The organism is Luteibacter jiangsuensis, from assembly GCF_030812295.1.
Lineage (GTDB): Bacteria > Pseudomonadota > Gammaproteobacteria > Xanthomonadales > Rhodanobacteraceae > Luteibacter > Luteibacter jiangsuensis_A.
This window is the reverse complement of record NZ_JAUSSK010000002.1, coordinates 181,833-206,384: the sequence shown is the minus strand read 5'-3', so window position 1 is coordinate 206,384 and position 24,552 is coordinate 181,833. Positions and strand designations below refer to the sequence as shown.

The window sequence follows — 24,552 nt, the reverse complement described above, 5'->3', positions numbered from 1 at the left end:
TTAGGCAAGACTTCGGCAGGTTCGAGCGCCCCTCATGGAATGCGGCAACTTACGCTTTCCGCTTACCTCCACGAAAGGCAGCGGAGCGCCGTGAAACAGCGACAGTTGGGCATCGACGGCCCGCTCGTATCCTGCATGGGGTACGGGGCCATGGGCATATCCATTGGCTATGGTGCCGGTAATGAGCAGCAGGGCAACGATACGATCCGTCGAGCCTACGACGAAGGCGTCACCTTCTTCGACACCGCCGAATCCTACGGGTGGGGAGACAACGAACGCACGGTTGGCCGTGCCACCAAGCGCTTTCGCGACCAGGTCACCGTTGCAACGAAATTTGGCTGCACGCCGAGCTCTGGCGTGGACAGTCGTCCCGAGCACATCTGCAAAGTCGTCGATAACAGCCTGCGTTTCCTGGATGTAGGGGTAATCGATCTGCTCTACCAGCACCGGGTCGACCCTCAGGTTCCGGTCGAGGAGGTGGCAGGGGCGGTCAAAGACATGATCGGCGAAGGTAAGGTCAAGTGCTTCGGATTGAGCGAAGCGGGGCCTTTGTCGATACGCAGAGCGCATGCTGTTCAACCGGTCACGGCACTGCAGACCGAGTATTCGCTTTTCGAGCGGGAACTCGAATCGCATTTTTTCGACACTGTGCGAACTGGGTATCGGTTTCGTGGCCTACTCACCCTTGGGGCGCGGATATCTCACGGGTGTCGTCAAGCTGCCGGCCGAACAGGAGGCCGCCGACATGCGTCGCTTCGATGAGCGGTGGCAACCCGGTAACTTCGAACGCAACCGCCATGCGGTGCGGCAGCTGGAAGCCCTTGCCGCATCCAACGGCGTAACCGTGTCGCAACTCGCACTGGCCTGGGTGCTTGCCAAAGGCGATGACATCGTGCCTATCCCTGGGACCCGTCACCAAACTCGGCTATTGGAAAACTTAGGTGCGGCCTCTTTTGAGCTCGATGGGCAAGACGTTGCACAGATCGAGGCCATCCTGCCGAGTGGTGGCTTTGGCGCTCGATACGCAGAGAAGCAGCTTCCTCAATGGATTTGATCCTGGCGAACCGGAGCCGAAAGAAATGAGTTGGACCGTGGAAAGAGCAAGCCAGATTCTTATCGGCGGTGAGCTGTCTGTCCACCGCCTGGGCTTCGGGGCAATGCGCTTATCGACGAATGGTTTTCGTGGCCCACCTCGTAACCCGGCAATAGGGCACTCTGTGTTGCGCAGAGCGATCAGGCTCGGCATCAATCTGATCGATACCGCGGATTTCTATCAAAGCATCGATGGTTCCGTACGCGCCAACACGCTGATACGCGAGGCTCTGTACCCCTATCCATCCTCGTTGGTCATCGCGACCAAAGTAGGGCCTGTTTTTCAAGCCGACGGCAGCCATCGGCCAGGCACCGAGGCGGATATGCGCCGCCTGGTCGAAGATAATCTTCGGAGCCTGGGGGTTGAGCGCCTCGATCTCGTCTATCTGCGTATAGGTCACATGGTGCCGCCGGCCGGTGAGTCGCTAGCCAAGCGCTTCGAAGCGCTTGCTCTTTTGCGTGAGGAAGGTCTCGTAGGACACCTCGGGCTTAGCAACGTCACGACGGCCCACCTCGCGGAAGCGCTATCCATCGCCCCAGTCGCCGCCGTGCAGAACCGTTTCAATATCGCCAAACGCGATGATATCGCGATGGTGAAAGTCTGCGAAAAAAACGGTATCGCGTTCTGTCCGTTCTCCCCGATAGGAGGCGGCGCAACCAATATCGACGCCGATAGCCTCGCCGGTATTGCCCGCAGGCATAGTGCAACGCCTCTGCAAATCGCACTTGCATGGCTGCTGTCTTGTTCGCCGATCACAGTAGCCATTCCTGGCGCGGGTTCCATCGCTCACCTGGAAGAAAACTTCGTTGCCGGTTCCATCCTCCTTTCGCGGGAGGACTTCGCGAAGCTTGCCTGAATCAGGCCGTCCATGAGCATTCCGATACCTTCTCCAGCCATCTGATACGAGAGTTCCATGAAGAGACTGCAGTACCATCGCTACGGGGGGGCCGAAGTAATGTCCTTGGAAGAATGCACCGTGCCGATGCTCGCACCTGGCAAAGTGCGGGTTCGCGTCAAATCCGCGGCGATCAACCCGATCGACTGGAAACTGCGGCAAGGCGCCATGAAGTGGGTAACGGGTAGAAAGTTCCCGCGAGGCATGGGATCCGACTTCGCAGGCATAGTGGAAAAAATAGGGGTTGGCGTCACGGGCTTTTACGTGGGTGACGAAGTGTTCGGCACTCTGGATATCAAGAGCCAGGGAGCTTTCGCAGAATTCGTCGATGCAGACCCTCGCTTGCTGGTCCACAAGCCGAAGCGACTCTCGTTCAGCCAGGCGGCGTGTATTCCGGTGCCGGCCACGACCGCTTGGGCGGCCATCGTGGACACGGCCCACGCGCGTTCGGGTCTTCGGATATTCGTCCATGGATGTAGCGGCGCTGTAGGTAACTTCGCGATCCAACTGGCGATCGCAGGTGGCGCGAGCGTGGCCGGATCCTGTGGGGCGGTCGCGCTCTCCAGCGGCACGCCGGCGGGCGTGGAGGCCTTGTACGCCTATGGAGACAAGGCGCTCTTCGCGGCACTTGGTAAGTACGACGTTGTCTTTGACACGCTGGGCACCCTATCCATTGCGGAGGGTCTAGCGCTATTGAAGCCGAAGGGTCGCCTGATCGACATCAATCCCACGCCGGAAGGGTAGTACGTGGCCTCTGGTCGAGGCGTTACAAACTGCTTTTTTCCACCATGGGTTACAAGCGTCTGCCAGACATTGCGAAAGCTGCCGCGGAAGATGTCCTTAGACCGACCATTGCCCTGAAGGTGCCTTTCAAAGACGCGATCTCTGTCATCAAGAACATCGAGGCCGGAAAGCGAGAGCCAGGCCGAGTGGTGCTTCGGATGTAGCAGGGCATGAAGACTGTGCCAAAGGGAAGGCTCGCCGGTTCACTGCCGATGAATACCGGTATGAAAGAGCGCCAGAACGTCGGGGCGAAAGATACGATCGGCGAACCAAACCGCATGGGTGATATGGATGCCCGAAATTTGGCGGACGCGATTGAGATGATTCGGGCTTTGAGTCATCTACATCGATCCCTCGACGACGCCAAGGTAGCTCTTGAGGCAATGGTGCGGGCCGCGGGTCGGCCGATCGACTTAGCACTGAGCCACTGGGCCATTTTGACTCACTTACTGGTCCCGCAGGTTTGTCGACAAATCGATCTGAAAGCGCAAACCAACCTCGCGTCGCCCCATCTATCTAGGCTGATTGAAAGTCTTGTGGTACGCGGTTTCATCAGTCGGTACCAGCATCCCAAGGATAGACGCCAATATCTTCTCGCGCTGACGCCGGAAGGGAGGGGGGTATGCATGCGCATGCTTCTGTCGATCACGGGGACTATTGATCGAGGCTGGCTTTGCCAGTAGCAGAGGCGGATCATTTTCGAATTCATCACAGCCGCCAGAAACAACCAGCCTTCCTGGGTGCGGATGTAGGTGATGTCCGTGACCCAGACTTTTTCGGGGGGCGGTCGCCAACTCCCGATCCAGCACGCTGGCCACCACGCCAACGGGGCCACCCGAGTCGTGCTGGTCGTATTCATCGAGCAGCAACTGGATGGTGAGCGGGAAGCTGACGCTGGATCGCCGTGAAGCCAACGATCATCGCGCCAAGCTGCTCGGCCTGATCGGTACACTCAGTGGCCGCCCGGCGCTGACCCAGGACGAGGCGCTGGATACCACGGGTGCGCAGGAACCGCGCGATCCGGAAGCGCCGTTGGCCATCCGCGACGGAGAGCACGCACGTTGCGCCTTCCGTGCGCCGGCATCCGTTGTGTCGATAAGGCATGAGACAGGCCATCCGGCACTACTTCAGTGGACAGGCCACCGGCGAGGCATCGCACATGCGCCAGGCCTTCCTGCCGAGCGCGCGGATCGAGAGCGTGCGCGACGGCAAGTTCACGTCGCTGTCCCTTGACGAGTTCTGCGCGTTCTTCAAGGGCAAGGCCGCGGACAATGAGGCCTCGCGCGTGCGGACCATCGATTTCATGGAGGCTTCGGGCAATGCGGGAACCGCCCGGATCACGCTGGATCATGGCGCCGTGTGATCACCGATTACTTCTTGCTGCTGAAGATCGGCGACGAGTGGAAGATCGCGAACAAGGTCTCGTACTTTGGCCGTAAGGAAGCCGGCCGCGCGGGATGACATGCACGCTTGTGCATTCAGCCGCGGTCCGTGTGCTCCAGCAAGGCGAATGCGACGTACTTTACTTCTTCAGGACGGGATAGCCCTGGACATAGATCCAGTCGGTACCCTTGGCCGGAACATGGCAGCCTTGACAGTCGCTGTGATAGTCAGTGGACGTCGTCTTCTTCGAATCACCCACATCGAACCAGGACCATCCCCAGCCATCTCCCCACAGCTTGTTCCCTGGGTGCCGACGACCCGTCCCAGCCGCTATCCAAGGCCCTCCGATCCATCAGGCGAAAGCGAGGCAGGCCCCGACCTCGGTCACAGGCACGAAGCCTCGGCGAAGCGTTTGAAATCGATCGTCGCGAGCGTGGCAGGCGATGACAAGGCTGTCGCGTAGTCCGGCCAAGGATGGGGGACGGGATGCATGGCGAGGTCCCGCCGGCTGATGACCGCACCGGGTGACACATCCAGAAGCCTCTCGACGATGGCGGCCGAGAGCTTGCGACTCTGCGATCCGGGGCGCGGGCTGCAATCGATATGGAGGATGTTCATGCGGGTCAGATCGACCCTGCCGGCGGAACGGCTGGAAAATCCTTCTCGTGATCGAACACGTTGTTGAAGAAGTTGGTCAGGGAATACATTGCCACCAGCGCGACGATCTCCATGATGTTCGCGTCCGTATAGCCGGCGGCGCGGACGGTCGCCAGGTCGGCGTCACCGATCTGTCCACGAGTCTCGATGACCCTGCGTGCGAACTGCACCGCGGCATCGCGCCTCGGGTCGGTGGCATGGCCCTTACGCGCCAGGATGATGTCATCGGGCGACAGTTTCGCCAGGTTCTCGGCAGTGAAGCTATGGACCGCCAGGCAGTAGTTGCAAGCGTTTACTTCGGAGACAGCGAGGCCGATGCTGTCGCGGGTTTTCACGTCGAGCGCCTTGCTCAGTGAACCAAGCAAGGCGGCCCACGCATTGAACGCGAGCGGGCTCTGCGCGAAGGCGGCCATCATGTTGGGCGTGAACCCGACGTTCTTCGTGAACGCGTCGAGCGTCGCTTTCGACTCCGCTGGCACTTCTTCCGGATTCAGCGCGATAGTTCTTGGCATCGTACTTTCCTCAATTTCTTGTCGTTGTAATGGTTGATCAGACGAGGTCGAGTACTTCGGCAACCGGACGGCGCGGCTTCTGTGCCCAGTTTCCCTGGCGCTCGGCGCCGATCGACAGCAGCATCACCGGCACCTCGTCCTTGGTTAGTCCGAACTCGCGATGCACGGCCACGTCATCGAAGCCGATCATCGGCGTCGATCCGAGACCGAGCGACCGGGCGGCGTAGATCATCGCCGCTGCCCCGAACGTGGCCGTGCGCACCGCCTCGTCGCGTTGGCGCTGCGGAAACGCCATGTACAGGTCACGGGCCGGAATTTCCCACTCGGGCACCATCGTCGGCGGCATGACGCCGGATGCGACCAGCGGCGCGAGGCGCTCTGGAATGACACTCGAATCGGCCAGTTGGCCGCAGACGATGAAGGTGACGGCGGCATCGGTGATGGCCGGCTGGCTCCAGGCGATGGGGCTCAGCCGTGCCTTGGCCTCGGGCGAGCGTACGGCGATGAAGCGCCAGTTCTGCAAATGGAAGGATGTCGGGGCGGTGGTTCCGATTCGCACGAGATCGCGAATTTCGTCGTCGCTCAAGATCGCCTCGGGGTCGTAATACTTGGCGGCGCTGCGGCTCAGGATCGTTTCGATGACAGGGTTGCTCATGATGCATCCAGTGGGTCAGAAATGAGGGGCACTACAGGGGAGACTTCTTTTCGTCGGCGGCCGACCGGCGCACAGGCGCCCGTTGCCGGCCGCCGGTCGCGGCCAGTGCTTCGATGAAGACAAGAGGGGAGGAGGACTACCGGAGCTCGGGAATCGTCAAGGGCGGACGCGAACGACCGATTTCCCTTTGCGCCGTTCCTTCGAATTGATCGTGCCGATAGCTTCCTCGATGGATGAGACTTTGCCCACGTTCGGTCGCAACCTTCCGTCACGTACGCGCTCGACGATCTCGCTCAATTGGGCACGATCGGCTTCGACGACGAAGTCGATCACCCGGATGCCGTCGGGTACCACGTCATACGGCCCGACCGCGGAGACGAGCGTTCCTCCGGCCCGAACGAGGCGAGCGGAACGCATTCCGATGTCACCGCCGATCACGTCGAGCACGAGGTCCACCTTGCCGACGTCTTCCAGGGCGTCACCGTCGAGATCGACGAACTCGTTCGCGCCGAAGTCGAGGGTGGCCTGGCGGTCGGCGGCGCGCCCCGTGCCGATCACGTAAGCGCCGGCTTCACGTGCGAGTTGTGCCGCGATCGAACCCACCGCGCCGGCTGCGCCATGGGCGATCACCCGCTGTCCGGCCTGCAGGCGGCCGTGTACGAACAGCCCTTGCCACGCGGTCAGGCCGGAGATGGGAAGACTCGCGGCGACCGTGAAATCGACTTCGTCCGGCAACGGCGCGAGGTTGCGCGCCTCGATGGCCACGTATTCCGCAAGGGAACCGTCGCGATACCAGTCTGCAAGGCCGAGCACTCGCTGTCCGACCGTCCAACCGGTCGTGCCGTAGCCGAGCGCGGTGACGATGCCGGACAGTTCGTGTCCCGGGATGGACGGCGTGCGATCACGACCGGTCCGGTCGGTCCAGGTGGACGGCCATTCAAGCTCGGTGTTGACGTAGCCCGCGGCGTGGACCTGGACGACCACGTCGTTTATCGACGCCTGCGGCTCGGGCCGTTCCGCCCGTTTCATCCCGGCGGTTCCCGCGCCCTGGTCTGTCACCACGATAGCTTTCATGGAAATGTCTCCGTCATTCGGGGGTGTCGGCCTGGAACGAGTTTCCGTCGAATGGCCGTGCAGAAAATCCGGCCGTGGAATCCAGCGGTCCGCGACCTGTCGCGATCCTCCGGTCGTCAGCCGCGCGAGGATCCACTGGCCGTAGGCCTGCATGCCGTGACGTGATCGGGCATGGCACCCGTTGGCGCACCTTTCGGCTTCGCCGAAGCGGCGCGGTACTCGGAGGGGTCCATTCCGAACGCTTTGCGGAATGCACGTGCAAAGCTGCTGCGACTTTCGTACCCGGTATTGCGAACGACTTGTTCGATAGGCACCTGTCCCGTCTGCAGCTGCTCGGCCGCCTGGCGCATTCTCAGGTCGCGCAATACGTTCATCGGCGGTTGGCCGACGATCTCGGTGAACCGCGCCATGAAGGCCGACCGGCCCAGATATGCGCTCTGTGCCAGCGAATTGACCGTATGGGGCGCGCCCGGGTTGCTCGCCATTTCCGCGAAGGCGCGGGCGATCTGTGGATCCCTGAGGAGCGAAAAACGCTCCACCCATGTGTTGTTCGAGTACAGAGATCGACGAAGAATGTGCACGATGACCAGCTTGAGGAGGGCGGAGCTCATGGCGCCGGAACCGACTTCCTGGGTGACGAGCTCGGCGATCGCATTCTTGAGCGTCGTGTCCAACCGGTCGGCTTCAGAAAACTGTTCGACGATGGGCGTCGTCAGGGTGCTGAACAGATCCACGGCCGAGCCGTAGCACGCGTCGAAGAACCCGCAGATGAGGATGACTTCCGGATCACCATCGCCAGCGACGATGTAATTGACCGAGTCCTTCGACACGGCGACCAGCAAGCCGTCCACCGTACGCCGATTTTGCAGCCCTCGGTGGAAACCGTCGGCTTCGATACGGAAGGGTGCATTGGAGGGCACGATGACCAGGGTGTGCGGCTTCAGTTCGACCGGCGCGCATCCTTTGATGACCAGCTTGCCGCTGCCCTGGATGTTGTAGTGGATGCCCGGGGCATCGACCCCGCCCATTTCCAGACAAAAGCCCTCGCTGACCAGGCATTCGGTCAGCGCGACGAAACTCACCTCGAGACTCCCAAGGAGTCGATTGAGGTCTTGTGGCGAAATTCGTACGGCGGGTCCTGTCACCACTGCGTCACCCAAAAAAGATCGAGAACCATTTGGAGGGCAGGCGGCCGGAACCTGTCTGTGGCCCCAAGAGGGCGGAACAGCCGGATTTTCGGCACTGGCACCCTGATGATCGGCCCGTCGCGGCCGTGTGTCCACGAATTCTAGAGTCTCACCCTTGCCCTGGACTAATGGACTCGCCGGGTGGACGCGTTGCACGACACGAGGCGCGTGCTCGGTTTTCGCAAGCCTCCTTCATGGCTCGCATGTGGGCGGCCTTACCGATCGCCATGTGAGGCAGTTCGCCTGGCTGTATCAACCGGGTCTCGATGTCCGAGCCGCGCGCGACCGTGACATGGAGAGGGCACCGCCTGGCCACGTCGACCAGGGCGTCGAGCTGGCGGGTGGTCAACGATCCGGCCATCTGGATTTCCATGAGAAAGCGATCCCTTTGTATCTTCCATTCCACGTGATCGGAGTGCCGTTCACGCCCGGTGCCGTTTGGCACCGGTGATTGGCCGCAGCATGTAGCTCGTTATCCCTCGGTCTGACGAAGCTCTTGCAGAGCGTCAAAGGCGTTGGGCCGGCGACTACGGCTGCGCTGATTTCCGAGCTTCCAGAATTGGGGCAGCTCAAGGCCAAGCAGATATCCTCCCTGGTGGGCGTAGCGCCAATGAACCGGGAATCGGGCCAGTCACGCGGCAAGCGCATGATTTGCGGTGGTCGGGCAACAGTGCGCAGCGCTCTCTACATGGCGGCAATCGTGGCTATGCGGCACAACCCTGTGATCCGAACCTGCCATGAGCGGCTGGTAGCGGCAGGCAAGCCCAAAAAGGTCACCATCGTGGCTTGCATGCGCAAGCTACTGATCATTCTGAATGCCATGGTAAGAACCGGCAGGCCATGGAAAGAAAAGGCGGCAACTGCCCAGAACGATGCGGAGGCTGACATCGTGCCACCACGCGGCCAGTTGGCCTGATCCCTCATGGTCTGCGGGCGACCCAGCCCTTGAAGGTGAATGCGCAATAGAAAAGTTCGATATCAGTGAATCCGGCCTCGCGAAGCAGATCGGCATCCTGCTGGGGTGAAAGTACGGGTAGCCGCTCCTTGATCGCTGCGATGCTGCCTTCGGCCTGTGCCATAGGCACGCCGGAAGCAGCCGCGAACGCTGCATTGCGCGCGAGCCATCTGTCCCTGACGGGATCCTCGCTGGGAAAGCTGTGATGCGCAACGACAAGGGGGCACCCGGGCTTGAGCCGCAAGTGGATTTCCTTCAAGGTTCCGAGGCGTTCGGCCGGCGGCAGAAAGTGAAGCGTCAGAAGACAGGTCGCGCCATCGAAAGGCCCGATCGGCGCACTGTCGATATAGCCTTCGTGCAGGCGCACGAGAGGCGTCATAGGCCCGAGGGTCGTGCGGGCCAGGTCGAGCATCTCGGCAGAGGGGTCCACGCCGTCGAAGTGCCAGGCGGACTGCATCTCGGCGAAGGCCTTCAGCTCGAGTCCGCCGCCGGCGCCGAGCACCAGGATGCGTGCGTCGGCAGGCGCACGTTCGGCCAGCAGCACACCCGCCATCCTGTGCAAGTCCCGAAGGCCGGGCACTATCCTCGCGGTCCTCTCTGCATAGCTCGATACGGCCGCCGGGTCGGAAAACGGGGTCATCGGCTGCCGCCTTCCGTTTACACGAGGGCGATGGTCTCGGGCCAAAGCAACGAACGGTGGACCTGGGCGCCTGCCATGGCGCCGCTGCCCACGGCCAGCGACACCGAATGAGGCGCCCGCGCCACATCGCCGCAGGCAAATATCCCAGTGACTGAAGTCTTGTTCTCGGAATCGGTGCGCACCTGAACTCCCATGGGCGTCTCTTCCAGTACGCAGCCTATCGCTTCGGCCAGAGAACTGGAGGGAGAGGTGCGCGTCGCGGTGAACAGACCCGCAAAGCGCAGCAACCGCCCGTCGGCCGTCACCACATCTGCCGTTCCTTCGATCCTGCCAATGGGCGCTTCCTCGATCGTCACGGCCCGTCGTTCCAGGGTGGACCTGGCTTCCTGACTCAGTTCCACAGCGCCGTTGACCAGCAAGGTCACATCGCCCCAATCAGTCAGCAGTTCAGCCTGGTGGATGGACATCGGGCCGGTGGCGACGACGCCAATGCGGCCCTGGCCGAGCTCGTAGCCATGGCAGTACGGGCAATGGAAGACCGCCTTGCCCCAGCGCTCGGCGAGGCCCTCGACGGCAGGTAGCTGGTCGGCCACGCCGGTGGCCACCAGGATGCGGCGGCCTTGGTGCGATAGGCCATCGGACGTCGTGACAGTGAATTCGTCCACCTGCCCTGTAACGGCTTCGGCCCGGCCCTCAAGCCAGGAGAGCGTCGGATAGGCTTCGAGCTGGCGGCGCGCGTTCGCCGCGATCTCGCCGGGAGGAACGCCATCCTGGCCGAGAAACCCGTGCGAATGGCTGGCGAAGCGGTTGCGCTGCTCGCCCGCATCGATCACCAGCACAGACCGGCGCGCACGCACCAGTTGCAGGGTGGCGGCCATTCCCGCATAGCTCCCGCCGATGACGATGACGTCGTGGCGCATGTTCAACTCCTTTTGCGTCGTGCTGCCGCATGCCGTCGCGAAAAGTCCGCGGCCAGATCGGCGAGGGTAATTTCCGAGAACCGTTTCAGGAGCAGCGCCTCTGCCTCGGCAAACGTGCCTTGGAGCGCGGCATTCACCGATTGCTCGACCAGGCACTCCGGTATCTCGTTGCGGTTGCCGACGGCAAACACGACCGGCTCACCCAACGCCTCGTGCAACTGGCGCAGGGTGACCGAGCCCAAGTCGGCATGGATGCGCCATCCGCCCGCATGGCCGCGATCGGACGTGACGATGCCCGCTTCGCGCAGATACCCCATGGTGCGCCGGACGACGACGGGGTTGGTGCCCAGGCATTGGGCCAAGGTCTCGGAGGTGACCGGTCCATCCTGCTCGGCCATGTGCAGCAGTGCATGCAGGACGGAAGACAGGCGGCTGTCGCGTTTCATGTAACTAACGATGTTCTGTTTGAGATCGAATGTCAAGACAGAACGTGAACATCGGCTCCTGTCGAGCCTTCCTCGCCATTCCGGGTCCAGCAATCGTGTCCAATAATCCGAAGATGGACATGAGACAGTGACGTCAGCCCGCGCTTTCGACACCACCCATAACTAGAGGTTGCGACATGGCCGGCGCCTGGGGGTGCGCGGCGCCCTGCGTCTGCGTGCTGGTGTCCAGATAAGGCATGGCGTTGTGGTTCGCACCGAGAGAGATGCCGTTCCGCGCCATGATGTTCGGATCAAGGTGCAGCGACTTGAGATCGAGCGCCATGGGTGCCTGCCCGTTCCCGTAATGGCGCTCGTATTGCACGGCCACGCCCGCCGCCCAGGCCCGTAGTAGTTCGCGTACGCGCGGCGCTGACCGTTGCGTTCCATCCGGAGATCTCCGCACCGGCCTCGTCACGGCGGCTCGCGGCGATCACATCGCCCACGGGCTTCGTGTAGTCGTGGGGCGTCGTCTTTGATTGCGCCACGGCCTGCAAGTCATGGGTGAACTGCGTATTGACCTTCGCGATGCCGGCCGCGTTGAACCCGTGTTGCAATTCGTGACCAAGTACAAACGTTGCCTCTGACGCGTCGTACTTGCCGCCCGCCGGTGTCGAAAGACTGGTGAGCGGCAGGCGCATGTCGTGCGCACTGGCGTTGTACTCGCCACCGGCGTGCGGGTTGTTCAAAGCGACGATGCGCTGCAGGTGGCCCGCATCGACGGTACGGTTGACCTCATCAACCAGCGCCGGCGAGGCATTGATCGTATCGGTCAGGTTCTTCAGCTGGTTGGGGGTGACACCAGGTTCTTTCCCGAATGCCTGGAGGACCGCCTCGGCTTTCGCATTCAGTGGCATGGTCGACCTCTCTAGCGCACAAGGACCATGTGCACGCAGGCCGCCGCGGTATCCGCGCCCTCGGCGACCAGGGAGGTAGACCTCTACATGCTGGCCAGGACGGTCGAAGGCATCGTAGGTCCAGCGGCCGTGCTCACCGTGTGCGCTCCGGCGTTTGAAGCCCATGCGCTCCAGTTCCTTCGTGAAGTGACCGAAGTCGGGTGTGCAGATCGGCGTCGCGGCCGGACGGTCTTCACCGACCGGGGAAAAGATGGCGAGGGCCAACCGCGCGGGGTGACCGAGCAAACCGGGGTGGCGCAAGCGTTGCCGGGGCATCGCGACTCCTTCCATGGCCGCCAGGTCGCGGCCCGCCCTAGGCTAGCAAGAGGCCCGCCGCGATTCCGGCAAGGTGTCTCGGTTCGTTCAGCCCCGGTCACGCCCTGCGCCACGTTGCCATACCACCATTGTCGGATGGGTCCTGACGCGGAGCCGGTGGGAAAATGGCCGATCCTCCGCAGCACCGGCTCTACCCATGTCTTCCGATCGCATCCGCTCATCCCTCCTGCGCGACCGCGTGGTCAGCGCGGAGGCTGCCGCCGCCTTCATCCAGCCCGGCGAGACCGTGGCCATGAGCGGATTCACGGGTTCCGGTTACCCGAAGTCCGTGCCGCTGGCGCTGGCCCGCCGCATCGAGGATGCGCACGTGGCCGGCCAGGACTTCCGCATCCGCCTCATGACCGGCGCCTCCACCGCGCCAGAGCTCGACGGCGCCCTGGCCAAGGCCGACGGCATCGCACTGCGCATGCCGTTCCAGACCGATCCGGATGCCCGCCAGCGAATCAACGCGGGCACGCTCGATTACATCGACATCCACCTGAGTCACGTGGCACAGCACGTGTGGTTCGGCTTCTACGGCGATATCGATACCGCCGTGGTCGAGGTGGCTGGCATTCGTGAGGATGGATCGCTGATTCCGTCCACGTCCATCGGCAACAACAAGACGTGGCTGGACCTCGCGAAGAAGGTGATCATCGAGGTCAACGACTGGCAGCCGGAAGGCATCGATGGCATGCATGACGTGTACTACGGCACCGCCTTGCCCCCGCACCGCAAGCCGATCCCGCTGCTACAGGTGGATGACCGCATCGGCGAGACGTCATTGCGCGTGGATCACGACAAGGTTGTGGCCGTCGTGCGTACGCACGGCCCCGACCGCAACAGTCCCTTCGCGCCGGCGGATGAGACGAGCAAGCGCATCGCCGCGTACCTGATCGAGTTCCTGCAGCATGAGGTGAAGAAGGGTCGCTTGCCGGCGAACCTGCTGCCGTTGCAGTCGGGGGTGGGCAATATTCCTAATGCCGTGCTGGCGGGACTCTCCGAGAGCGGCTTCCGTGACATGGCCGCTTTCACCGAAGTCATCCAGGACGGCATGCTCGACATGCTGCGCGACGGCGTGTTGCGCGTGGCCTCGTGCACGGGCTTCGCGTTGAGCCCGGCCGCGAATGAAGAGTTCAAGCGGAATATCGATTTCTATCGCGAGCGGATCATCATGCGCACGCAGGAGATATCGAATCATCCGGAACTGGTGCGCCGGCTTGGCTGCATCGCGATGAACGGGATGATCGAGGCCGATCTGTACGGCAACGTGAACTCCACGCATGTGATGGGCAGCAAGATCATGAATGGCATCGGCGGCTCCGGCGACTTCGCTCGCAACAGTTTCCTGTCGATCTTCCTGAGCCCGAGCACGGCGAAGAACGGCAGCATCTCGGCGCTGGTACCGATGGTGAGCCATGTCGACCACACGGAGCACGATGTGTCGATCATCGTGACCGAGCACGGCCTGGCCGACCTGCGCGGCCTGCCGCCGCGGCATCGTGCCCGGCAGATCCTGGATCACTGCGTGGATCCATCGTATCGGGCGCAGCTCGCGGATTATTTCGAGCGAGCTTCGCGGGCGAGCTTCGGCAAGCACACGCCGCACCTGCTGCCGGAGGCGCTGTCGTGGCACCAGCGGTGGCTGGATACAGGGTCGATGCGCGCCTGACGGCGCGCAGGTTTGCCCCGAATAGGCAAGTTTGAACACGGATCGCCCCGTGCCATCACCGCAAAGATGATTCCTTCATGGCCTCGACCGAATCGCTAGCGATGAGCGATCTAGAAGGGCGGCGTCTTTGGTGGGCCCACCAGGACTCGAACCTGGAACCAAAGGATTATGAGTCCTCTGCTCTAACCATTGAGCTATAGGCCCTTGCAGCGCAAGGAGTGTAGCGGATGGCGCCCGGCAGGTGGAGAGGTTGCCATCCCAGCCACGTCGACTCACCCGCGCAACTCACCCGCGAGGTCATCAAACAACTCGCGGAACAGATCCAGCGGGCTATCCAGATCCGGGCGTTCGGCGTAGGCATCGAGCGCGAGCAGTCCGACGTTCGCGGGTGTTAGTATGTTTTGTACGGCGAGCAGCGTTCCGGCGCTGCAAAGCTGTTTCACATCGCGCCCGAGCAACCTGGCCGAACCCCGCCGGTAATCATGCCCCACGTCGTCCAGCAGCGCTGGGTCGTCGTACAATCGCTCGATGTTCCCCAGTTCTGCGTAATGGCTAAGTAAAGGTGTAGAGGTCGCTGGCGTCCTTGCGTGTTGCAGCGTGGCGGTCGTTCCAGGCGAACAGTTTGAGTAAAGCCAGTCCGGGCGTGTCCAGTACGTCGATAACGGTACCGCCTACATCAACTTGGGACGCCGCCCTGGCTGCGTCCGGATACCCCTCGACGTTCATTTCGACCTCTGGATCGTTCGGCCATCTGAACTTCGGTCCGCCCACGCCCGGGCCGAACGGCACGATGTCCACGGGAATGGAGTGTGTGGTCGTGTCGGCCTTGTAATAGAGGCGATGGGCGACGTCGCGCGGCATGATAAACCGTGGGTCTTCGAGCAGGCGTTGGACGATAGAATCGAACGCATTCCAACCGTGGATGGCGACGGCGAAGTCCACGTCTGCGGTGGCTCGTCGTAGCGGAATGTCATACACATGGCCGAGCACGATGTCCCTCGCGCTGGCGCCAACCACCATCACTCTCACGCCGACGTCGGCGGCAGCCTGAGTCATTGTGCGAATGATCGCTCGGCTGTCGGGGTCCAGTGGGGCACTGGCCCTTAGTTTAAGCACCGACATAGTCTTTCCATATCAGCGACGCCGCCTCTGCTGCGCGTGAGTCCTTCATGGTGAGGAGGTCTGCGTAGATGAGGAGCGGATTCACGATGCCTTGTGTATGCGCGTATGTATCGTCGAAATGCCAGAAACGCTCGACAAACTCTATCGCGCCTGTGGGATCTGCCCGTAAGCGGTATTTACGGAGAAGTGGGTTGATCGCATCGCCAGCGACGCCTTCCGACAGGTAGATCGTCTGTGTGATGGGCCGTAGAAAGCCGTTCAACCTATGGGCGGCGACTTCGCCGCCCCAAAGCGCGCCGGATCCTAGATCCGCGTCCTTCCACCAGTCCGGTGCCAGCGCGCTGAAGCGACGCTGGCCCAGTCGTGGGCGGAGTTTGTGGGGGAAGTTAGTCACCCATTCGCTCTGGAGACGATCGAGTGCCAGGAAGTGCCTGCGTTTATCGCCGTCCCGCGCCGACACGAGGCCGCGTTGCTCGAGGTCGGCGAATATCGGCGGTATGGCTCCCAGGGACACTCCCGCCGCCATGGCCAGTTCACGATAAGGCGCAGAGAGCAACGGGCGATGGCAGAGCAAGGCGTAGACCACGCGCAGGGATGCGTAACTGGTTCCGCCCCTATAAGGAGAGGGGGCGTTGGTCCGGGTAGGGCGGTTCCCCCGCACCAGCACCCACCGTGGGCCTTCTCTGAGCAAGCAGTTGCCGGCGGTGTCCATGAAGTCCAGGTCGATTTCCCGGCAGTGGTCGATTTGCCCGCTCGTGAGGTGATGGGTCACGAGAAGTGGGCGCGATCGATCGTCGTACGTCGCAAGATGCTGTTTTATAAGTACTAATTGCGCATTACCAATGATGCGGGCCTTGCATTCGGCAACGAATGAAAGAATGCCATCGGGAAATCCGACGGTTACGATCCCGTCCGGGCGATAGCCGCCCGATCCGTCTGGCGCTGGAAGAATGTGGATAGGCAGGCCCGTGGTTGCTTCGACGGCCTGGGCAGCATCCCGAATTAGCGTAAGGTCGCTCATGCCGGACCCCTGTTCAATAATTTCATATGTTCATTTTTATAAAACATATAAAACAATTGAACAAGGGTCCGGAGGCCAACGATTAGTTGGGAGCCAAAAGAAAATGCCCGCTTGCGCGGGCACTTCGTCCTACCTGGTCACGTCACCCGATCAGTCGATATCGAGGAACGAGCGCAGCGTTTCCGAACGGCTCGGGTGGCGCAGCTTGCGCAGGGCCTTGGCTTCGATCTGGCGGATACGCTCGCGGGTGACGTCGAACTGCTTGCCGACTTCTTCCAGCGTGTGATCCGTGTTCATGTCGATGCCGAAGCGCATGCGCAGCACCTTCGCTTCCCGCGGGGTGAGGCCGGCGAGCACGTCGCGCACGGTTTCCATGAGACCCGTTTCGGTCGCCGACTCGACGGGCGAGCTGGCGTTGGTGTCTTCGATGAAGTCGCCAAGATGCGAATCTTCGTCGTCGCCGATCGGGGTTTCCATGGAGATCGGTTCCTTCGCGATCTTCAGGACCTTGCGGATCTTGTCTTCCGGCATCTCCATTTCCTTCGCCAGCTCTTCCGGCGTCGGCTCGCGGCCGAACTGCTGGAGCATCTGGCGGGAGATGCGGTTCAACTTGTTGATCGTTTCGATCATGTGCACCGGGATACGAATGGTGCGGGCCTGATCGGCGATCGAGCGGGTGATGGCCTGGCGGATCCACCACGTCGCATAGGTCGAGAACTTGTAGCCGCGACGGTATTCGAACTTGTCCACCGCCTTCATCAGGCCGATGTTGCCTTCCTGGATGAGGTCGAGGAACTGCAGGCCGCGGTTGGTGTACTTCTTGGCGATCGAGATCACCAGGCGCAGGTTCGCCTCGACCATTTCCTTCTTGGCGCGGCGGGCCTTGGCCTCGCCGACGGACATCGCGCGGTTGATTTCCTTGATGTCGGTCAGCGGCAGGTACAGGGTGCGCTCGATCTGGGCGAGCTTCTCCTGCTCCGCGTCGATGGCCTCGCGGTAGTTCTTGATGTTCGGCGACCACTTCTGGCGCTTGCGCGACAGTTCGGCGGCCCACTCGAGGTTGCCTTCGTTCGACGGGAAGCTCTTCAGGAACTCGGCGCGCGGCATCTTCACCTGCTTGACGAAGATGTCCATGAGCACGCGCTCGTGGTGACGGATGTCGTTCACCACTTCGCGCAGCTTGCGCACGAAGCTGTCGATCAGCGCCGACGGGAGCTTCAGGTTGAGGAAGGCCTCCGACATCTGCTCGCGGATCTTCGCGACCTTCTTGTCGTTGATCTCCGCCTTCGGCGCGGCCTTCTGGAACTTGGCGTGCAGCGAACGCAGTTCTTCCATGCGGCGCTTGACCTCTTCCGGGTCGGGACCGGTCGGGCCGGCTTCCTCTTCCTCGGCGGGGGCGCCCTCGACTTCCTCGTCGTCGGTCTCGGCATCGGCGTCGACCACCACGGCGGCGTCGGCTTCGGCCTGGGCGGCGTCGGCGGCTTCTTCCAGGTCGGCGAAGCCGGCGAGGATCTCGCTCAGGCGGCGCTTGCCTTCCACGTGCTGGTCGTATTCCTCGAGCAGCAGCTGGATGGTGAGCGGGAAGCTGGCCAGCGCGGTCTGGACCTGGCTGAGGCCTTCTTCGATACGCTTGGCGATGGCGATCTCGCCTTCGCGGGTCAGCAGCTCGACCGTGCCCATTTCGCGCATGTACATGCGGACGGGGTCGGTGGTGCGGCCCACCTCGGCGTCCACGGCGGACAGCAGCGCCACGGCTTCTTCGGCCGCGGATTCGTCGTCGGTGCTGGCACCGGGGGCGGCGCCGTCGGAAATCGTGTCGGTGTCCGGCGCGGAATCGTGGACTTCGATGCCGACGCCCTTGAGCACCGCCATGATGTCTTCGATCTGCTCCGGATCGACGATGTCGTCGGGCAGGTGGTCGTTGATTTCCGCGTAGGTCAGGTAGCCCTGCTCCAATCCCTTGGAGATGAGCTGTTTGATTTCAGACTGTTGCTCGTGAGCTTTATTAGTCATGCCGACCGCCGCGGGTTACAGGAACCGATCAGTATAGTCATCTGATGATTTTTTGACCAGTTTTCAAGTGGATCGGCCTCACCGACACCACGCAAAAATCGCGCCAGAAGGCCTTCGAGGGCCGGAGCGTTCACGTGGCGGTGAGGAAGGATGGGGGGGCTCGGCCCCTCGGATAGGACGCCTCAGCGCACCTCCAGACGGAAGGTGACCGGGCCATCGTTGATCAGATGAACCTTCATATGGGCACCGAAGCGACCGGTTTCCACCCCCGGCTGGGCGATGCTTGCCAGGGCGACCAGGCGGTCGAACCAGCGCCGGCCTTCTTCGGGAGGTGCCGCCGTGGTGAAGCTGGGGCGCATGCCCTTGCGGGTGTCGGCGGCAAGGGTGAACTGGCTGACCAGAAGCAGGCCGCCCCCCGTTTCGGCGAGGCACAGGTTCATCTTGCCCTGGGCGTCGGAGAACACCCGGTAGCCGCGCAGGCGCTCCAGCATCCGCACGCACTGGGCTTCGCCATCGCCCGGTTCCACGGCCACGAGCGCGAGCAGGCCGGCACCGATGGCGCCCACCGTTTCCCCGTCGACCTCGACGCGTGCGGACTCGACCCGCTGGATCACTGCAATCATGGATAGGCTTAGCGGCGGATGGGCGCCAAGCTTAATGGCGAACGAGGCCGTTTGCAGGCGGGTTACACTTCGCGGAATGCGCCCGGACATCTATCTCCTTTATCTCCTGCTCAGGCTGGTGAGCCTGTTCCCGCTGCGTACGGTCCATGCCATGGGTGCCTGGATCGGCCGGCGCTCGCTACGCGCCCATTCGCGCAGCGCCCGCTACAGCGCGGTGAACCTGCGCCTGACCCGCCCGGAGTTGTCCGAGGCGGAACGTGCCGACCTGCTGCGCCGGACCATGGAGGAATCGGGCAAGTCGGTGACCGAGGTGGCGGCGATCTGGGGCGGCGGCGCCGAGAAATCGCTGGGCATGGTTCGCGAAGTGGTCGGTGGCGAGTTGTTCGCCGAGGCGCTCGCGTCGGGCAAGGGTGTCATCGTGGCCGCTCCACACCTCGGGTGCTGGGAGCTGCTGAACTACTGGCTATGCAGCAAGACGCCGATGGCCATCCTCTATCGCCCGCCACGCATCAAGGCGATCGAGGCGCTGCTGCGCAAGGTGCGCGGCAAGCTCGCGCCCGAGCAGGTGAGGGCGGAAGGCGCCGGGGTGCGTACCTTGTTCAAGCGCCTGGGCGCCGGTGGCACCGTCGGCATCCTGCCGGACCAGAAGCCGCGCGAAGGGGAGGGCGAGTTCGCGCCGTTCTTCGGCGTCGATGCGCTCACCATGGTGTTGCTGCCGCGGCTCGCGGCACGCACGGGAGCGACGGTGCTATTCAGCTTCGCCGAGCGCCTGCCCGATGGCGAGGGTTTCCGCATCCACGTGTTGCCCGCACCGGAAGGCATCGACAGCACGGACCTGAAGATCGCCTGCACGGCGCTGAACCGGGGCGTGGAACGTTGCGTGGAGCGTGCCTTCCCGCAGTACCAGTGGCACTACAAGCGCTATACCGCGCACGACCGCCCCGACCCCTACAAGCTCAACGCGGCCGCGAAAGCCGGTTGAGGAAGACGGTCATTTCCTTCGCCGCCTGGATGTCCCCGCGCCGGGTGGCGGTGTCGATGCCGGTGCTCCACGCGGCGGCGGCGCCTTCTTCGTCGTCCACCGCCAACAAGGCCTTGCCCAGTAGCTTCCAGGCCGCGGAATAGGCTGGATCGAATGCCAGCGCCTCGCGGAACGACTGCGCGGCGTCGACGTACCGGCCGTCGCCCAGCAGTGCGTTACCGATCGAAAAACGCAACAAGGCCCCGTCGCGGACGCCGCCGATCTGGGCGCGCAGCCGTTCGACGAGGGGATCGGTCACCGGAGTGCCGTCCGCGTGCGCCAGTAATCCTGCGGATAGAGCAGGGTCGGTTGCCGCGGCTCGGCCGGAAGCCGCCCGTTCTGCAAGGCGTTGAGCGTCGGCGCGTCCCAGATCATCAGCCATCCCGTGCGCGAAGGCTGGATCAGGCGCGCATAACGGAAGGCATTCGCGGGCGGATGCTTGGCGTAGGAGATCACCAGGCCATCCGGATGGCGGCGGGCGAAGTCGTCCAGGGTATCGCCGTCGTGCACCACGTCGTCGTCGTCCTCGTCCACCTGCGCGGGCATGCCCGGCGCGACCTTCAACCGCGCGATCGGATGCATCAGCCGGCCGGCGAAGTGGTACTGGCCGTTGTACGAGACACCGAGGTTGCCGATCGGCCGTCCGGCGGCATCCGCCTGGCCGAGGAAAAGCGAGGCGGGGGTGAGGTCGTAGCGGTACCACAGGCCCAGGGTGAAGAGCGCGTTGAGCGCCACCGTGCCGATGAGGCCGGCGAAGGCCAGCCGGCGCATCTCGCCCCGGCCGCGAAGCAGCAGCAGTGCGCCCAGCACGATGAAGATCACGCCGAAGAAGCGCGCATACGGCGCCATGCCCACGAGCCAGATGTTGTCCGGGAAACGCGACGGCACCACCGACGGCATGGCGAACAACACGATGGCGAGCAGGAAGGCGCCCAGCGAAAGCGGCCACGTGCCCAAGGCATAGTGCGAAGCCAATCCCTTGTGGCGTTCGCGCAGGTCGGCGACCGACGCGGCGACCAGCATGGTGGCGCCCGCCAGCTCGGGCAGCACGTAATAGAGCTGCTTGCCGGTGATCAGCGAGAAAGTGAGCAGGGTGGGCAGCAGCCAGGCCACGAGGAAGCGCAGGCCCGGTTCGAGCGGTTGCCGTGCAAGCGCGACGAACAGCGGCAGCAACACGAGCACCGCCAGGGTCTTCTCGACCCAGCCGGGGAAGTGCCCGCCGGCGGCCGAGGCCAGCAGGAGTAACAGGGACACACCCGCGCAGACCAGGGCGGCGGCGGTGCCCGCACGCCAGGGCCGGCGGAACAGCGCGGTGGGTACGGCGACGATGCCGCGCAACCAGCCGCTGAGCGGGAACAGGAGCACCGGCAGGAAAAGGAAGTAGTACCAGGCCGGCCGGGCATGGTTCTGCAGGTCCTGCGCCTTCGCGTCGACGACGCGCCCCGCGGTCTGGGTGAAGAACAGGCGCTGGCGATAGGCCTCGCCCCCGGATTCACCGGCGGGAATCGCCCATGCGAGCAGGATCGCGAAGCCGAGCAGGAGGCCGAGGACGCCGAAGCCGTACCAGCGGGCCTTGTTCTGTCGGGCCCAATCGTTCCATAGCGGCCCGAGCAGGAACGGGAACAGCACGTGCACCACCATCACCGGTCCCTTGGTGAGGAGACCGGCACCGATCATCAGGCCGAACAACCACCATCGCGGTTGCGCCCGTGTGGCGGTAGGCGTGAGACAGAGGAGCGCGGCGAGCACCCAGACCACGAGGAGCACCTCGTACATGATCTGCAGGCCGAACAGGAACGCGTACGCCAGCGCCATCAACAACCACGGCGTGGCCTTGGCCACCCACGGCCGGGTGGGGAACAGGCGCCCCGCTAGGACGGATGCGAGCACCAGCTGCACGCCGCCGAAGATCACCTCGAGGATGCGTGGCCACACGTCGCCGACGCCGAATACGGCCCAGCCGGCGTGGATCATCCAGAACAGCAGGGGCGCCTTTTCGCTGTACGGGTCGCCGTTGATGTGTGGCACCAGCCAATGGCCGTGCGCCCACATCTCCCAGGCGACGGCGAGCGTTCGCGTGGAGAACATCGGCATCGGGCCGTGCGCGAAGATGGCGAGCAACGCCATCGCGGCCCATAGCGGTAGCCACGGCCAGAGGGCACGGAGATGTTCCGATCGGGTATAGGCGCTGTTGGACAAGGGCGTCGTCACCGTTAAGGGATCATGAATTCTAAACGCACCATGACGGAAATGGCTGACTTTAGTCCTACCGCTCCCTCCGTCTGTGCGGCGTGGACAGCGCCGGGCGCCGGCTACCCGAGCAGGTGGGCGAGCGCGCCACGCAACCTTCCGGCGAACCCGTTCTGGTTGTTTTCGTACCAGCGCCGCGCGTTTTCCCCGAGGCGGTGCAGCTCCTGGTTGGACATGCCGGCGGCACGCTCGACGCATGCCGCCAGGGCGGCCTCGTCGAATCGCCACAGCGCGGACGCGTTGAGCGTGCCGTTTTCGTGCGCCGTGACGAGCAGGCCCCGGTCTTCGCCCACGAGCTCGTTCATCGGCGGCGCGTCCGTGGCGAGGACGACGGCGCCACAACTCATCGCCTCGACGATGTAGTGACCCCAGCCTTCGGCTTCCGAGAGGCACAGGTGGAAGGCGTGCGCGTTCTGCAGTCGCCGGATGTCCTCGATGTCATCGACATAGGTGACGCGGTGATCCAGGTTCGCGGCCGTGTCGACTTGCTCACCGCGCGCGGTGGAAGGCGATTGCAGCACATGCAACGTGGGCCACTCCGGGTGGCGGCGCCAGACATCCAGCAGCCGTTCCGTCCCTTTCATCCGGCTGGCGCCGGCGAGGTGGAGGAAGTCGCGGCTCCGTTCGATGCCTCCACGGCGGCAATCGATGCTCTGGAACCCGATGACGTGCACCGGTAGGCCCTGCGCGGCGAAGGTGTCGCGCGCGATGGTGGTCTTGCACAGGATCGCGTCGAAGCGATACAGCTGGCGCCGGTCGCGGCGCGAAAGCCATTCCGGATTCGGCACGAGCGCGTTGCGCCGGGCGAGCGGCAGATACGCCGCATGCACGTGTTCGAGCGTGATACCCAGGTCGTAGCGGCGCGGGCCCCGGCGGGCCAGCCAGCGCGCATGCATACGCAGCCGCTGCCACCAGGCGCGCCAGGGCAGGCCGCGGCTACGGCGCGGCACCGAGGTGATCGACACCTCGTGCCCCAGCGCGAGCAGCGCATCCTCCAGCAAGCGGATGTCGTGGCTGAGGCCACGGCCGTTGTTCCAGGCGATCAGATGGATGGAAGCCACGCGTCAGCGCACCGCGGCCGGTCGTTCGACCGCATTCAGCAGGCGGCCTATGTAGACGGCGAGGCCCAGCGTGAGGAAGAAATAGAGCGAATGCGGCATCGGGCGGTAGAACACGTTGTCCGTCAGCGCGCAGAGGGTGTACATGCACACGGTGCTGAGGCCCGCGATGGCCGGCATGGCGATGGCGTTGTCCGGATGCAGCGCGTATCGCAGGAAGAACACCAGGGCGGCGCCGAACAGCAGGACGAGCACGGCCAGTCCCGGCAGGCCACCGGTCACCGCCCATTCGAGATATTCGCTGTGCGGGTGGTCGTAGCGTTCCACGGTGGCGTTGACCTTGCCCTCGGCGATGCGCGCCCGCGCATAGTCGCCGAACTGGTTCAGCCCCACGCCCGCCAGCGGGTGGTCGTCCAGCGCCATGGTCGCGGTGCGCCACATCTCCAGGCGTTCGCGAACGGCGCCGCTGGCATCCTGCTCGCTATACGTGGACATTTCCTCCGTCACCGCGGCGAAGCGGGTCAGCACCTCGCCGTGCATGGTCGCCGCCGCGCCCGCGGCGGCGGCGATGCCGACCACGAGGAATACAAGGCCGTCGCGCCAGCGGCCGGTCCGTCGGGACTGGATCAGCACCACGATGGCGAACACCGGCAGGAAGGCGAGGAGTGGCCCGCGGCTCTGCGTCAGCAGGGCGCCGTAGATGCCCAGGGCGGCGCAGACGATATGCAGCACGCGCTCGCCCCGGCCGAGTTCGCTGCGCAGGGCCTGCACCACGGCGATCAGCGCCAGCACGAGCATGAACATGCCGAATTCGATGGCACCCCACAGCCCGTTGTTGATCCCGTAGACGCGGTCGATGCCCTCGATGTAGTGCTGCTCCAGGCAGACGATCCCTAGCACGCCGGCGGAAACGCCGAAGCCGATGCGCAGCACGATCGGCCGCAGCGGACTGGCGAAGCTGACGGCGATGACCAGGAAGGCCAGGATATGCGAGGTGACGTCGAACTCACGCCAGTCGATGCCGTGGATGGCGACATTCACCAGCCAGAACGCGAAGGCCAGTGCCGCCGGGCCCAGCACCCAGCGTGCACGACGGACGGCTGCGCGTGCCTCGGGATCGCGGATGAGCATCCAGGCGCCGAGGAGGAACAGGATGGCGGCGGGAATGGCCTTCGCCTTGATCGGAAGCGCGAACGACAGCGGCATCATCGCGATCAGCAGCGAGACGATCCATATGCGCCACGGGTTGGTTTTTTCGAGCACTCGACACCTGGCTTGGATCGGGACGGCATGGCGGCTACGCCGCATGGCGACCCAGATGGTAC

At 63.6% G+C, this 24,552-nt stretch carries 28 protein-coding genes, 1 tRNA gene and 2 pseudogenes; 9 read left to right on the top strand and 22 right to left on the bottom strand.

Going from position 1 to position 24,552, the window contains the following annotated elements:
• Positions 1 to 39 precede the first annotated feature (39 nt).
• From J2T07_RS19125 to J2T07_RS06340, 4 genes and pseudogenes are all read left to right on the top strand, one after another.
• Positions 40 to 1,054, top strand: a pseudogene (locus J2T07_RS19125) (aldo/keto reductase).
• A complete protein-coding gene (locus J2T07_RS06350; protein ID WP_306848325.1) occupies positions 1,011 to 1,949 on the top strand; it encodes an aldo/keto reductase in 939 nt (312 codons plus the stop codon). Before J2T07_RS19125 ends, J2T07_RS06350 begins: the two are co-directional and overlap by 44 nt.
• Before the next feature lie 57 nt (positions 1,950 to 2,006).
• The gene (locus J2T07_RS06345; protein ID WP_306848323.1) at positions 2,007 to 2,732 is read left to right on the top strand and encodes an NADP-dependent oxidoreductase; all 726 of its coding nucleotides are present in this window, start codon (positions 2,007 to 2,009) and stop codon (positions 2,730 to 2,732) included.
• Between the two features lie 209 nt (positions 2,733 to 2,941).
• Positions 2,942 to 3,454, top strand: a complete 513-nt coding sequence (locus tag J2T07_RS06340) for a MarR family winged helix-turn-helix transcriptional regulator (protein ID WP_306848320.1) — start codon at positions 2,942 to 2,944, stop codon at positions 3,452 to 3,454.
• A gap of 172 nt (positions 3,455 to 3,626) precedes the next feature.
• Here the strand turns inward: J2T07_RS06340 and J2T07_RS06335 are convergent, their stop codons facing one another.
• Entirely contained in the window at positions 3,627 to 3,827 is a 201-nt protein-coding gene (locus J2T07_RS06335; protein ID WP_306848318.1) for a hypothetical protein, read from the bottom strand.
• A 46-nt stretch (positions 3,828 to 3,873) separates the two neighbouring features.
• Between J2T07_RS06335 and J2T07_RS06330 the strand changes: the two genes are divergently transcribed.
• Together J2T07_RS06330 and J2T07_RS06325 are read left to right on the top strand one after the other, a co-directional pair.
• On the top strand, positions 3,874 to 4,134 hold the full coding sequence (locus J2T07_RS06330) for a nuclear transport factor 2 family protein (RefSeq protein ID WP_306848316.1): 261 nt from the start codon (positions 3,874 to 3,876) through the stop codon (positions 4,132 to 4,134).
• Positions 4,131 to 4,232 carry a nuclear transport factor 2 family protein gene (locus J2T07_RS06325; protein ID WP_306848314.1) on the top strand — a complete coding sequence of 34 codons (102 nt, stop codon included), beginning with the start codon at positions 4,131 to 4,133 and terminating at the stop codon, positions 4,230 to 4,232. Before J2T07_RS06330 ends, J2T07_RS06325 begins: the two co-directional genes overlap by 4 nt.
• A gap of 61 nt (positions 4,233 to 4,293) precedes the next feature.
• Here the strand turns inward: J2T07_RS06325 and J2T07_RS19120 are convergent, their stop codons facing one another.
• From J2T07_RS19120 to J2T07_RS06300, 6 genes are all read right to left on the bottom strand, one after another.
• Entirely contained in the window at positions 4,294 to 4,449 is a 156-nt protein-coding gene (locus J2T07_RS19120; protein ID WP_430539340.1) for a cytochrome P460 family protein, read from the bottom strand.
• 89 nt (positions 4,450 to 4,538) lie between these two features.
• Positions 4,539 to 4,772, bottom strand: a complete 234-nt coding sequence (locus J2T07_RS06320) for an NAD(P)H-dependent oxidoreductase (protein WP_306848312.1) — start codon at positions 4,770 to 4,772, stop codon at positions 4,539 to 4,541.
• Between the two features lie 5 nt (positions 4,773 to 4,777).
• Positions 4,778 to 5,323, bottom strand: coding sequence for a carboxymuconolactone decarboxylase family protein (locus J2T07_RS06315; protein WP_306848310.1), 546 nt, complete (start codon positions 5,321 to 5,323; stop codon positions 4,778 to 4,780).
• A gap of 37 nt (positions 5,324 to 5,360) precedes the next feature.
• Positions 5,361 to 5,978 (bottom strand): nitroreductase family protein, encoded by a 618-nt coding sequence (locus tag J2T07_RS06310; protein ID WP_306848308.1) that lies wholly within the window; start codon positions 5,976 to 5,978, stop codon positions 5,361 to 5,363.
• A gap of 156 nt (positions 5,979 to 6,134) precedes the next feature.
• Positions 6,135 to 7,052 carry an NADP-dependent oxidoreductase gene (locus J2T07_RS06305; RefSeq protein WP_306848306.1) on the bottom strand — a complete coding sequence of 306 codons (918 nt, stop codon included), beginning with the start codon at positions 7,050 to 7,052 and terminating at the stop codon, positions 6,135 to 6,137.
• A gap of 116 nt (positions 7,053 to 7,168) precedes the next feature.
• Positions 7,169 to 8,197, bottom strand: coding sequence for an AraC family transcriptional regulator (locus tag J2T07_RS06300; protein WP_306848304.1), 1,029 nt, complete (start codon positions 8,195 to 8,197; stop codon positions 7,169 to 7,171).
• A 532-nt stretch (positions 8,198 to 8,729) separates the two neighbouring features.
• On the opposite strand from J2T07_RS06300, the pseudogene J2T07_RS06295 reads away from it, so the two are divergent.
• Positions 8,730 to 9,155: pseudogene (locus J2T07_RS06295) on the top strand (transposase); the annotation flags it as partial.
• Positions 9,156 to 9,159: 4 nt separating this feature from the next.
• Here J2T07_RS06295 and J2T07_RS06290 read toward each other — a convergent pair.
• The 5 genes from J2T07_RS06290 to J2T07_RS06270 form a co-directional block, all read right to left on the bottom strand.
• The gene (locus tag J2T07_RS06290) at positions 9,160 to 9,834 is read right to left on the bottom strand and encodes a class I SAM-dependent methyltransferase (RefSeq protein ID WP_009403894.1); all 675 of its coding nucleotides are present in this window, start codon (positions 9,832 to 9,834) and stop codon (positions 9,160 to 9,162) included.
• Positions 9,835 to 9,851: 17 nt separating this feature from the next.
• Positions 9,852 to 10,754, bottom strand: a complete 903-nt coding sequence (locus J2T07_RS06285; RefSeq protein WP_306848301.1) for an NAD(P)/FAD-dependent oxidoreductase — start codon at positions 10,752 to 10,754, stop codon at positions 9,852 to 9,854.
• 2 nt (positions 10,755 to 10,756) lie between these two features.
• Positions 10,757 to 11,200, bottom strand: coding sequence for an Rrf2 family transcriptional regulator (locus tag J2T07_RS06280; protein ID WP_306849501.1), 444 nt, complete (start codon positions 11,198 to 11,200; stop codon positions 10,757 to 10,759).
• A gap of 133 nt (positions 11,201 to 11,333) precedes the next feature.
• On the bottom strand, positions 11,334 to 11,522 hold the full coding sequence (locus J2T07_RS06275) for a hypothetical protein (RefSeq protein WP_306848299.1): 189 nt from the start codon (positions 11,520 to 11,522) through the stop codon (positions 11,334 to 11,336).
• On the bottom strand, positions 11,491 to 12,408 hold the full coding sequence (locus tag J2T07_RS06270) for a hypothetical protein (protein WP_306848297.1): 918 nt from the start codon (positions 12,406 to 12,408) through the stop codon (positions 11,491 to 11,493). The genes J2T07_RS06275 and J2T07_RS06270 overlap by 32 nt, the downstream gene beginning before the upstream one ends.
• A 196-nt stretch (positions 12,409 to 12,604) precedes the next feature.
• Here J2T07_RS06270 and J2T07_RS06265 point away from each other — a divergent pair, with 196 nt between their 5' ends.
• Positions 12,605 to 14,119, top strand: coding sequence for an acetyl-CoA hydrolase/transferase family protein (locus J2T07_RS06265; RefSeq protein WP_306848295.1), 1,515 nt, complete (start codon positions 12,605 to 12,607; stop codon positions 14,117 to 14,119).
• Between the two features lie 128 nt (positions 14,120 to 14,247).
• Here the strand turns inward: J2T07_RS06265 and J2T07_RS06260 are convergent.
• The 6 genes from J2T07_RS06260 to dtd all read right to left on the bottom strand — a co-directional run bounded on the left by J2T07_RS06260 (position 14,248) and on the right by dtd (position 18,898).
• Positions 14,248 to 14,323, bottom strand: a tRNA-Ile gene (locus J2T07_RS06260).
• Between the two features lie 68 nt (positions 14,324 to 14,391).
• Positions 14,392 to 14,640 carry a hypothetical protein gene (locus tag J2T07_RS06255; RefSeq protein WP_306848293.1) on the bottom strand — a complete coding sequence of 83 codons (249 nt, stop codon included), beginning with the start codon at positions 14,638 to 14,640 and terminating at the stop codon, positions 14,392 to 14,394.
• Between the two features lie 31 nt (positions 14,641 to 14,671).
• Positions 14,672 to 15,175: a nucleotidyl transferase AbiEii/AbiGii toxin family protein gene (locus J2T07_RS06250; RefSeq protein WP_306848289.1), complete on the bottom strand. Its 504-nt coding sequence runs from the start codon at positions 15,173 to 15,175 to the stop codon at positions 14,672 to 14,674.
• 52 nt (positions 15,176 to 15,227) lie between these two features.
• Positions 15,228 to 16,262 carry a type IV toxin-antitoxin system AbiEi family antitoxin gene (locus J2T07_RS06245; protein ID WP_306848287.1) on the bottom strand — a complete coding sequence of 345 codons (1,035 nt, stop codon included), beginning with the start codon at positions 16,260 to 16,262 and terminating at the stop codon, positions 15,228 to 15,230.
• A gap of 150 nt (positions 16,263 to 16,412) precedes the next feature.
• Positions 16,413 to 18,275, bottom strand: a complete 1,863-nt coding sequence (gene rpoD / locus J2T07_RS06240) for an RNA polymerase sigma factor RpoD (RefSeq protein ID WP_306848285.1) — start codon at positions 18,273 to 18,275, stop codon at positions 16,413 to 16,415.
• A 182-nt stretch (positions 18,276 to 18,457) separates the two neighbouring features.
• Positions 18,458 to 18,898, bottom strand: coding sequence for a D-aminoacyl-tRNA deacylase (gene dtd / locus J2T07_RS06235; RefSeq protein ID WP_306848283.1), 441 nt, complete (start codon positions 18,896 to 18,898; stop codon positions 18,458 to 18,460).
• A 76-nt stretch (positions 18,899 to 18,974) separates the two neighbouring features.
• Here dtd and J2T07_RS06230 point away from each other — a divergent pair, with 76 nt between their 5' ends.
• On the top strand, positions 18,975 to 19,880 hold the full coding sequence (locus J2T07_RS06230; protein ID WP_306848281.1) for a lipid A biosynthesis acyltransferase: 906 nt from the start codon (positions 18,975 to 18,977) through the stop codon (positions 19,878 to 19,880).
• Here the strand turns inward: J2T07_RS06230 and J2T07_RS06225 are convergent.
• The 4 genes from J2T07_RS06225 to J2T07_RS06210 form a co-directional block, all read right to left on the bottom strand.
• A complete protein-coding gene (locus J2T07_RS06225; RefSeq protein ID WP_306848280.1) occupies positions 19,855 to 20,178 on the bottom strand; it encodes a tetratricopeptide repeat protein in 324 nt (107 codons plus the stop codon). The two genes, J2T07_RS06230 and J2T07_RS06225, sit on opposite strands and share 26 nt — an antisense overlap.
• Complete coding sequence (locus J2T07_RS06220) at positions 20,175 to 22,118, bottom strand: ArnT family glycosyltransferase (RefSeq protein WP_306849498.1); 1,944 nt, start codon at positions 22,116 to 22,118, stop codon at positions 20,175 to 20,177. Before J2T07_RS06220 ends, J2T07_RS06225 begins: the two co-directional genes overlap by 4 nt.
• Before the next feature lie 113 nt (positions 22,119 to 22,231).
• The gene (locus J2T07_RS06215; protein WP_306848277.1) at positions 22,232 to 23,230 is read right to left on the bottom strand and encodes a glycosyltransferase family 4 protein; all 999 of its coding nucleotides are present in this window, start codon (positions 23,228 to 23,230) and stop codon (positions 22,232 to 22,234) included.
• Between the two features lie 3 nt (positions 23,231 to 23,233).
• The gene (locus J2T07_RS06210) at positions 23,234 to 24,490 is read right to left on the bottom strand and encodes an O-antigen ligase family protein (protein WP_306848275.1); all 1,257 of its coding nucleotides are present in this window, start codon (positions 24,488 to 24,490) and stop codon (positions 23,234 to 23,236) included.
• Between the last annotated feature and the right edge of the window lie 62 nt (positions 24,491 to 24,552).

What these genes read in the sequence shown, in the direction of transcription:
- J2T07_RS06320 (WP_306848312.1), bottom strand. Translation starts at nt 4,772, where the DNA reads ATGAACATCCTCCATATCGATTGCAGCCCGCGCCCCGGATCGCAGAGT.
- rpoD (WP_306848285.1), bottom strand. Translation starts at nt 18,275, where the DNA reads ATGACTAATAAAGCTCACGAGCAACAGTCTGAAATCAAACAGCTCATC.
- J2T07_RS06280 (WP_306849501.1), bottom strand. Translation starts at nt 11,200, where the DNA reads ATGAAACGCGACAGCCGCCTGTCTTCCGTCCTGCATGCACTGCTGCAC.
- J2T07_RS06340 (WP_306848320.1), top strand. Translation starts at nt 2,942, where the DNA reads ATGAAGACTGTGCCAAAGGGAAGGCTCGCCGGTTCACTGCCGATGAAT.
- J2T07_RS06275 (WP_306848299.1), bottom strand. Translation starts at nt 11,522, where the DNA reads ATGGCGCTCGATCTCAAGTCGCTGCACCTTGATCCGAACATCATGGCG.
- J2T07_RS06310 (WP_306848308.1), bottom strand. Translation starts at nt 5,978, where the DNA reads ATGAGCAACCCTGTCATCGAAACGATCCTGAGCCGCAGCGCCGCCAAG.
- J2T07_RS06330 (WP_306848316.1), top strand. Translation starts at nt 3,874, where the DNA reads ATGAGACAGGCCATCCGGCACTACTTCAGTGGACAGGCCACCGGCGAG.
- J2T07_RS06290 (WP_009403894.1), bottom strand. Translation starts at nt 9,834, where the DNA reads ATGACCCCGTTTTCCGACCCGGCGGCCGTATCGAGCTATGCAGAGAGG.
- dtd (WP_306848283.1), bottom strand. Translation starts at nt 18,898, where the DNA reads ATGATTGCAGTGATCCAGCGGGTCGAGTCCGCACGCGTCGAGGTCGAC.
- J2T07_RS06315 (WP_306848310.1), bottom strand. Translation starts at nt 5,323, where the DNA reads ATGCCAAGAACTATCGCGCTGAATCCGGAAGAAGTGCCAGCGGAGTCG.
- J2T07_RS06345 (WP_306848323.1), top strand. Translation starts at nt 2,007, where the DNA reads ATGAAGAGACTGCAGTACCATCGCTACGGGGGGGCCGAAGTAATGTCC.
- J2T07_RS06265 (WP_306848295.1), top strand. Translation starts at nt 12,605, where the DNA reads ATGTCTTCCGATCGCATCCGCTCATCCCTCCTGCGCGACCGCGTGGTC.
- J2T07_RS06250 (WP_306848289.1), bottom strand. Translation starts at nt 15,175, where the DNA reads ATGACTCAGGCTGCCGCCGACGTCGGCGTGAGAGTGATGGTGGTTGGC.
- J2T07_RS06230 (WP_306848281.1), top strand. Translation starts at nt 18,975, where the DNA reads ATGCGCCCGGACATCTATCTCCTTTATCTCCTGCTCAGGCTGGTGAGC.
- J2T07_RS06285 (WP_306848301.1), bottom strand. Translation starts at nt 10,754, where the DNA reads ATGCGCCACGACGTCATCGTCATCGGCGGGAGCTATGCGGGAATGGCC.
- J2T07_RS06305 (WP_306848306.1), bottom strand. Translation starts at nt 7,052, where the DNA reads ATGAAAGCTATCGTGGTGACAGACCAGGGCGCGGGAACCGCCGGGATG.
- J2T07_RS06245 (WP_306848287.1), bottom strand. Translation starts at nt 16,262, where the DNA reads ATGAGCGACCTTACGCTAATTCGGGATGCTGCCCAGGCCGTCGAAGCA.
- J2T07_RS06270 (WP_306848297.1), bottom strand. Translation starts at nt 12,408, where the DNA reads ATGCCCCGGCAACGCTTGCGCCACCCCGGTTTGCTCGGTCACCCCGCG.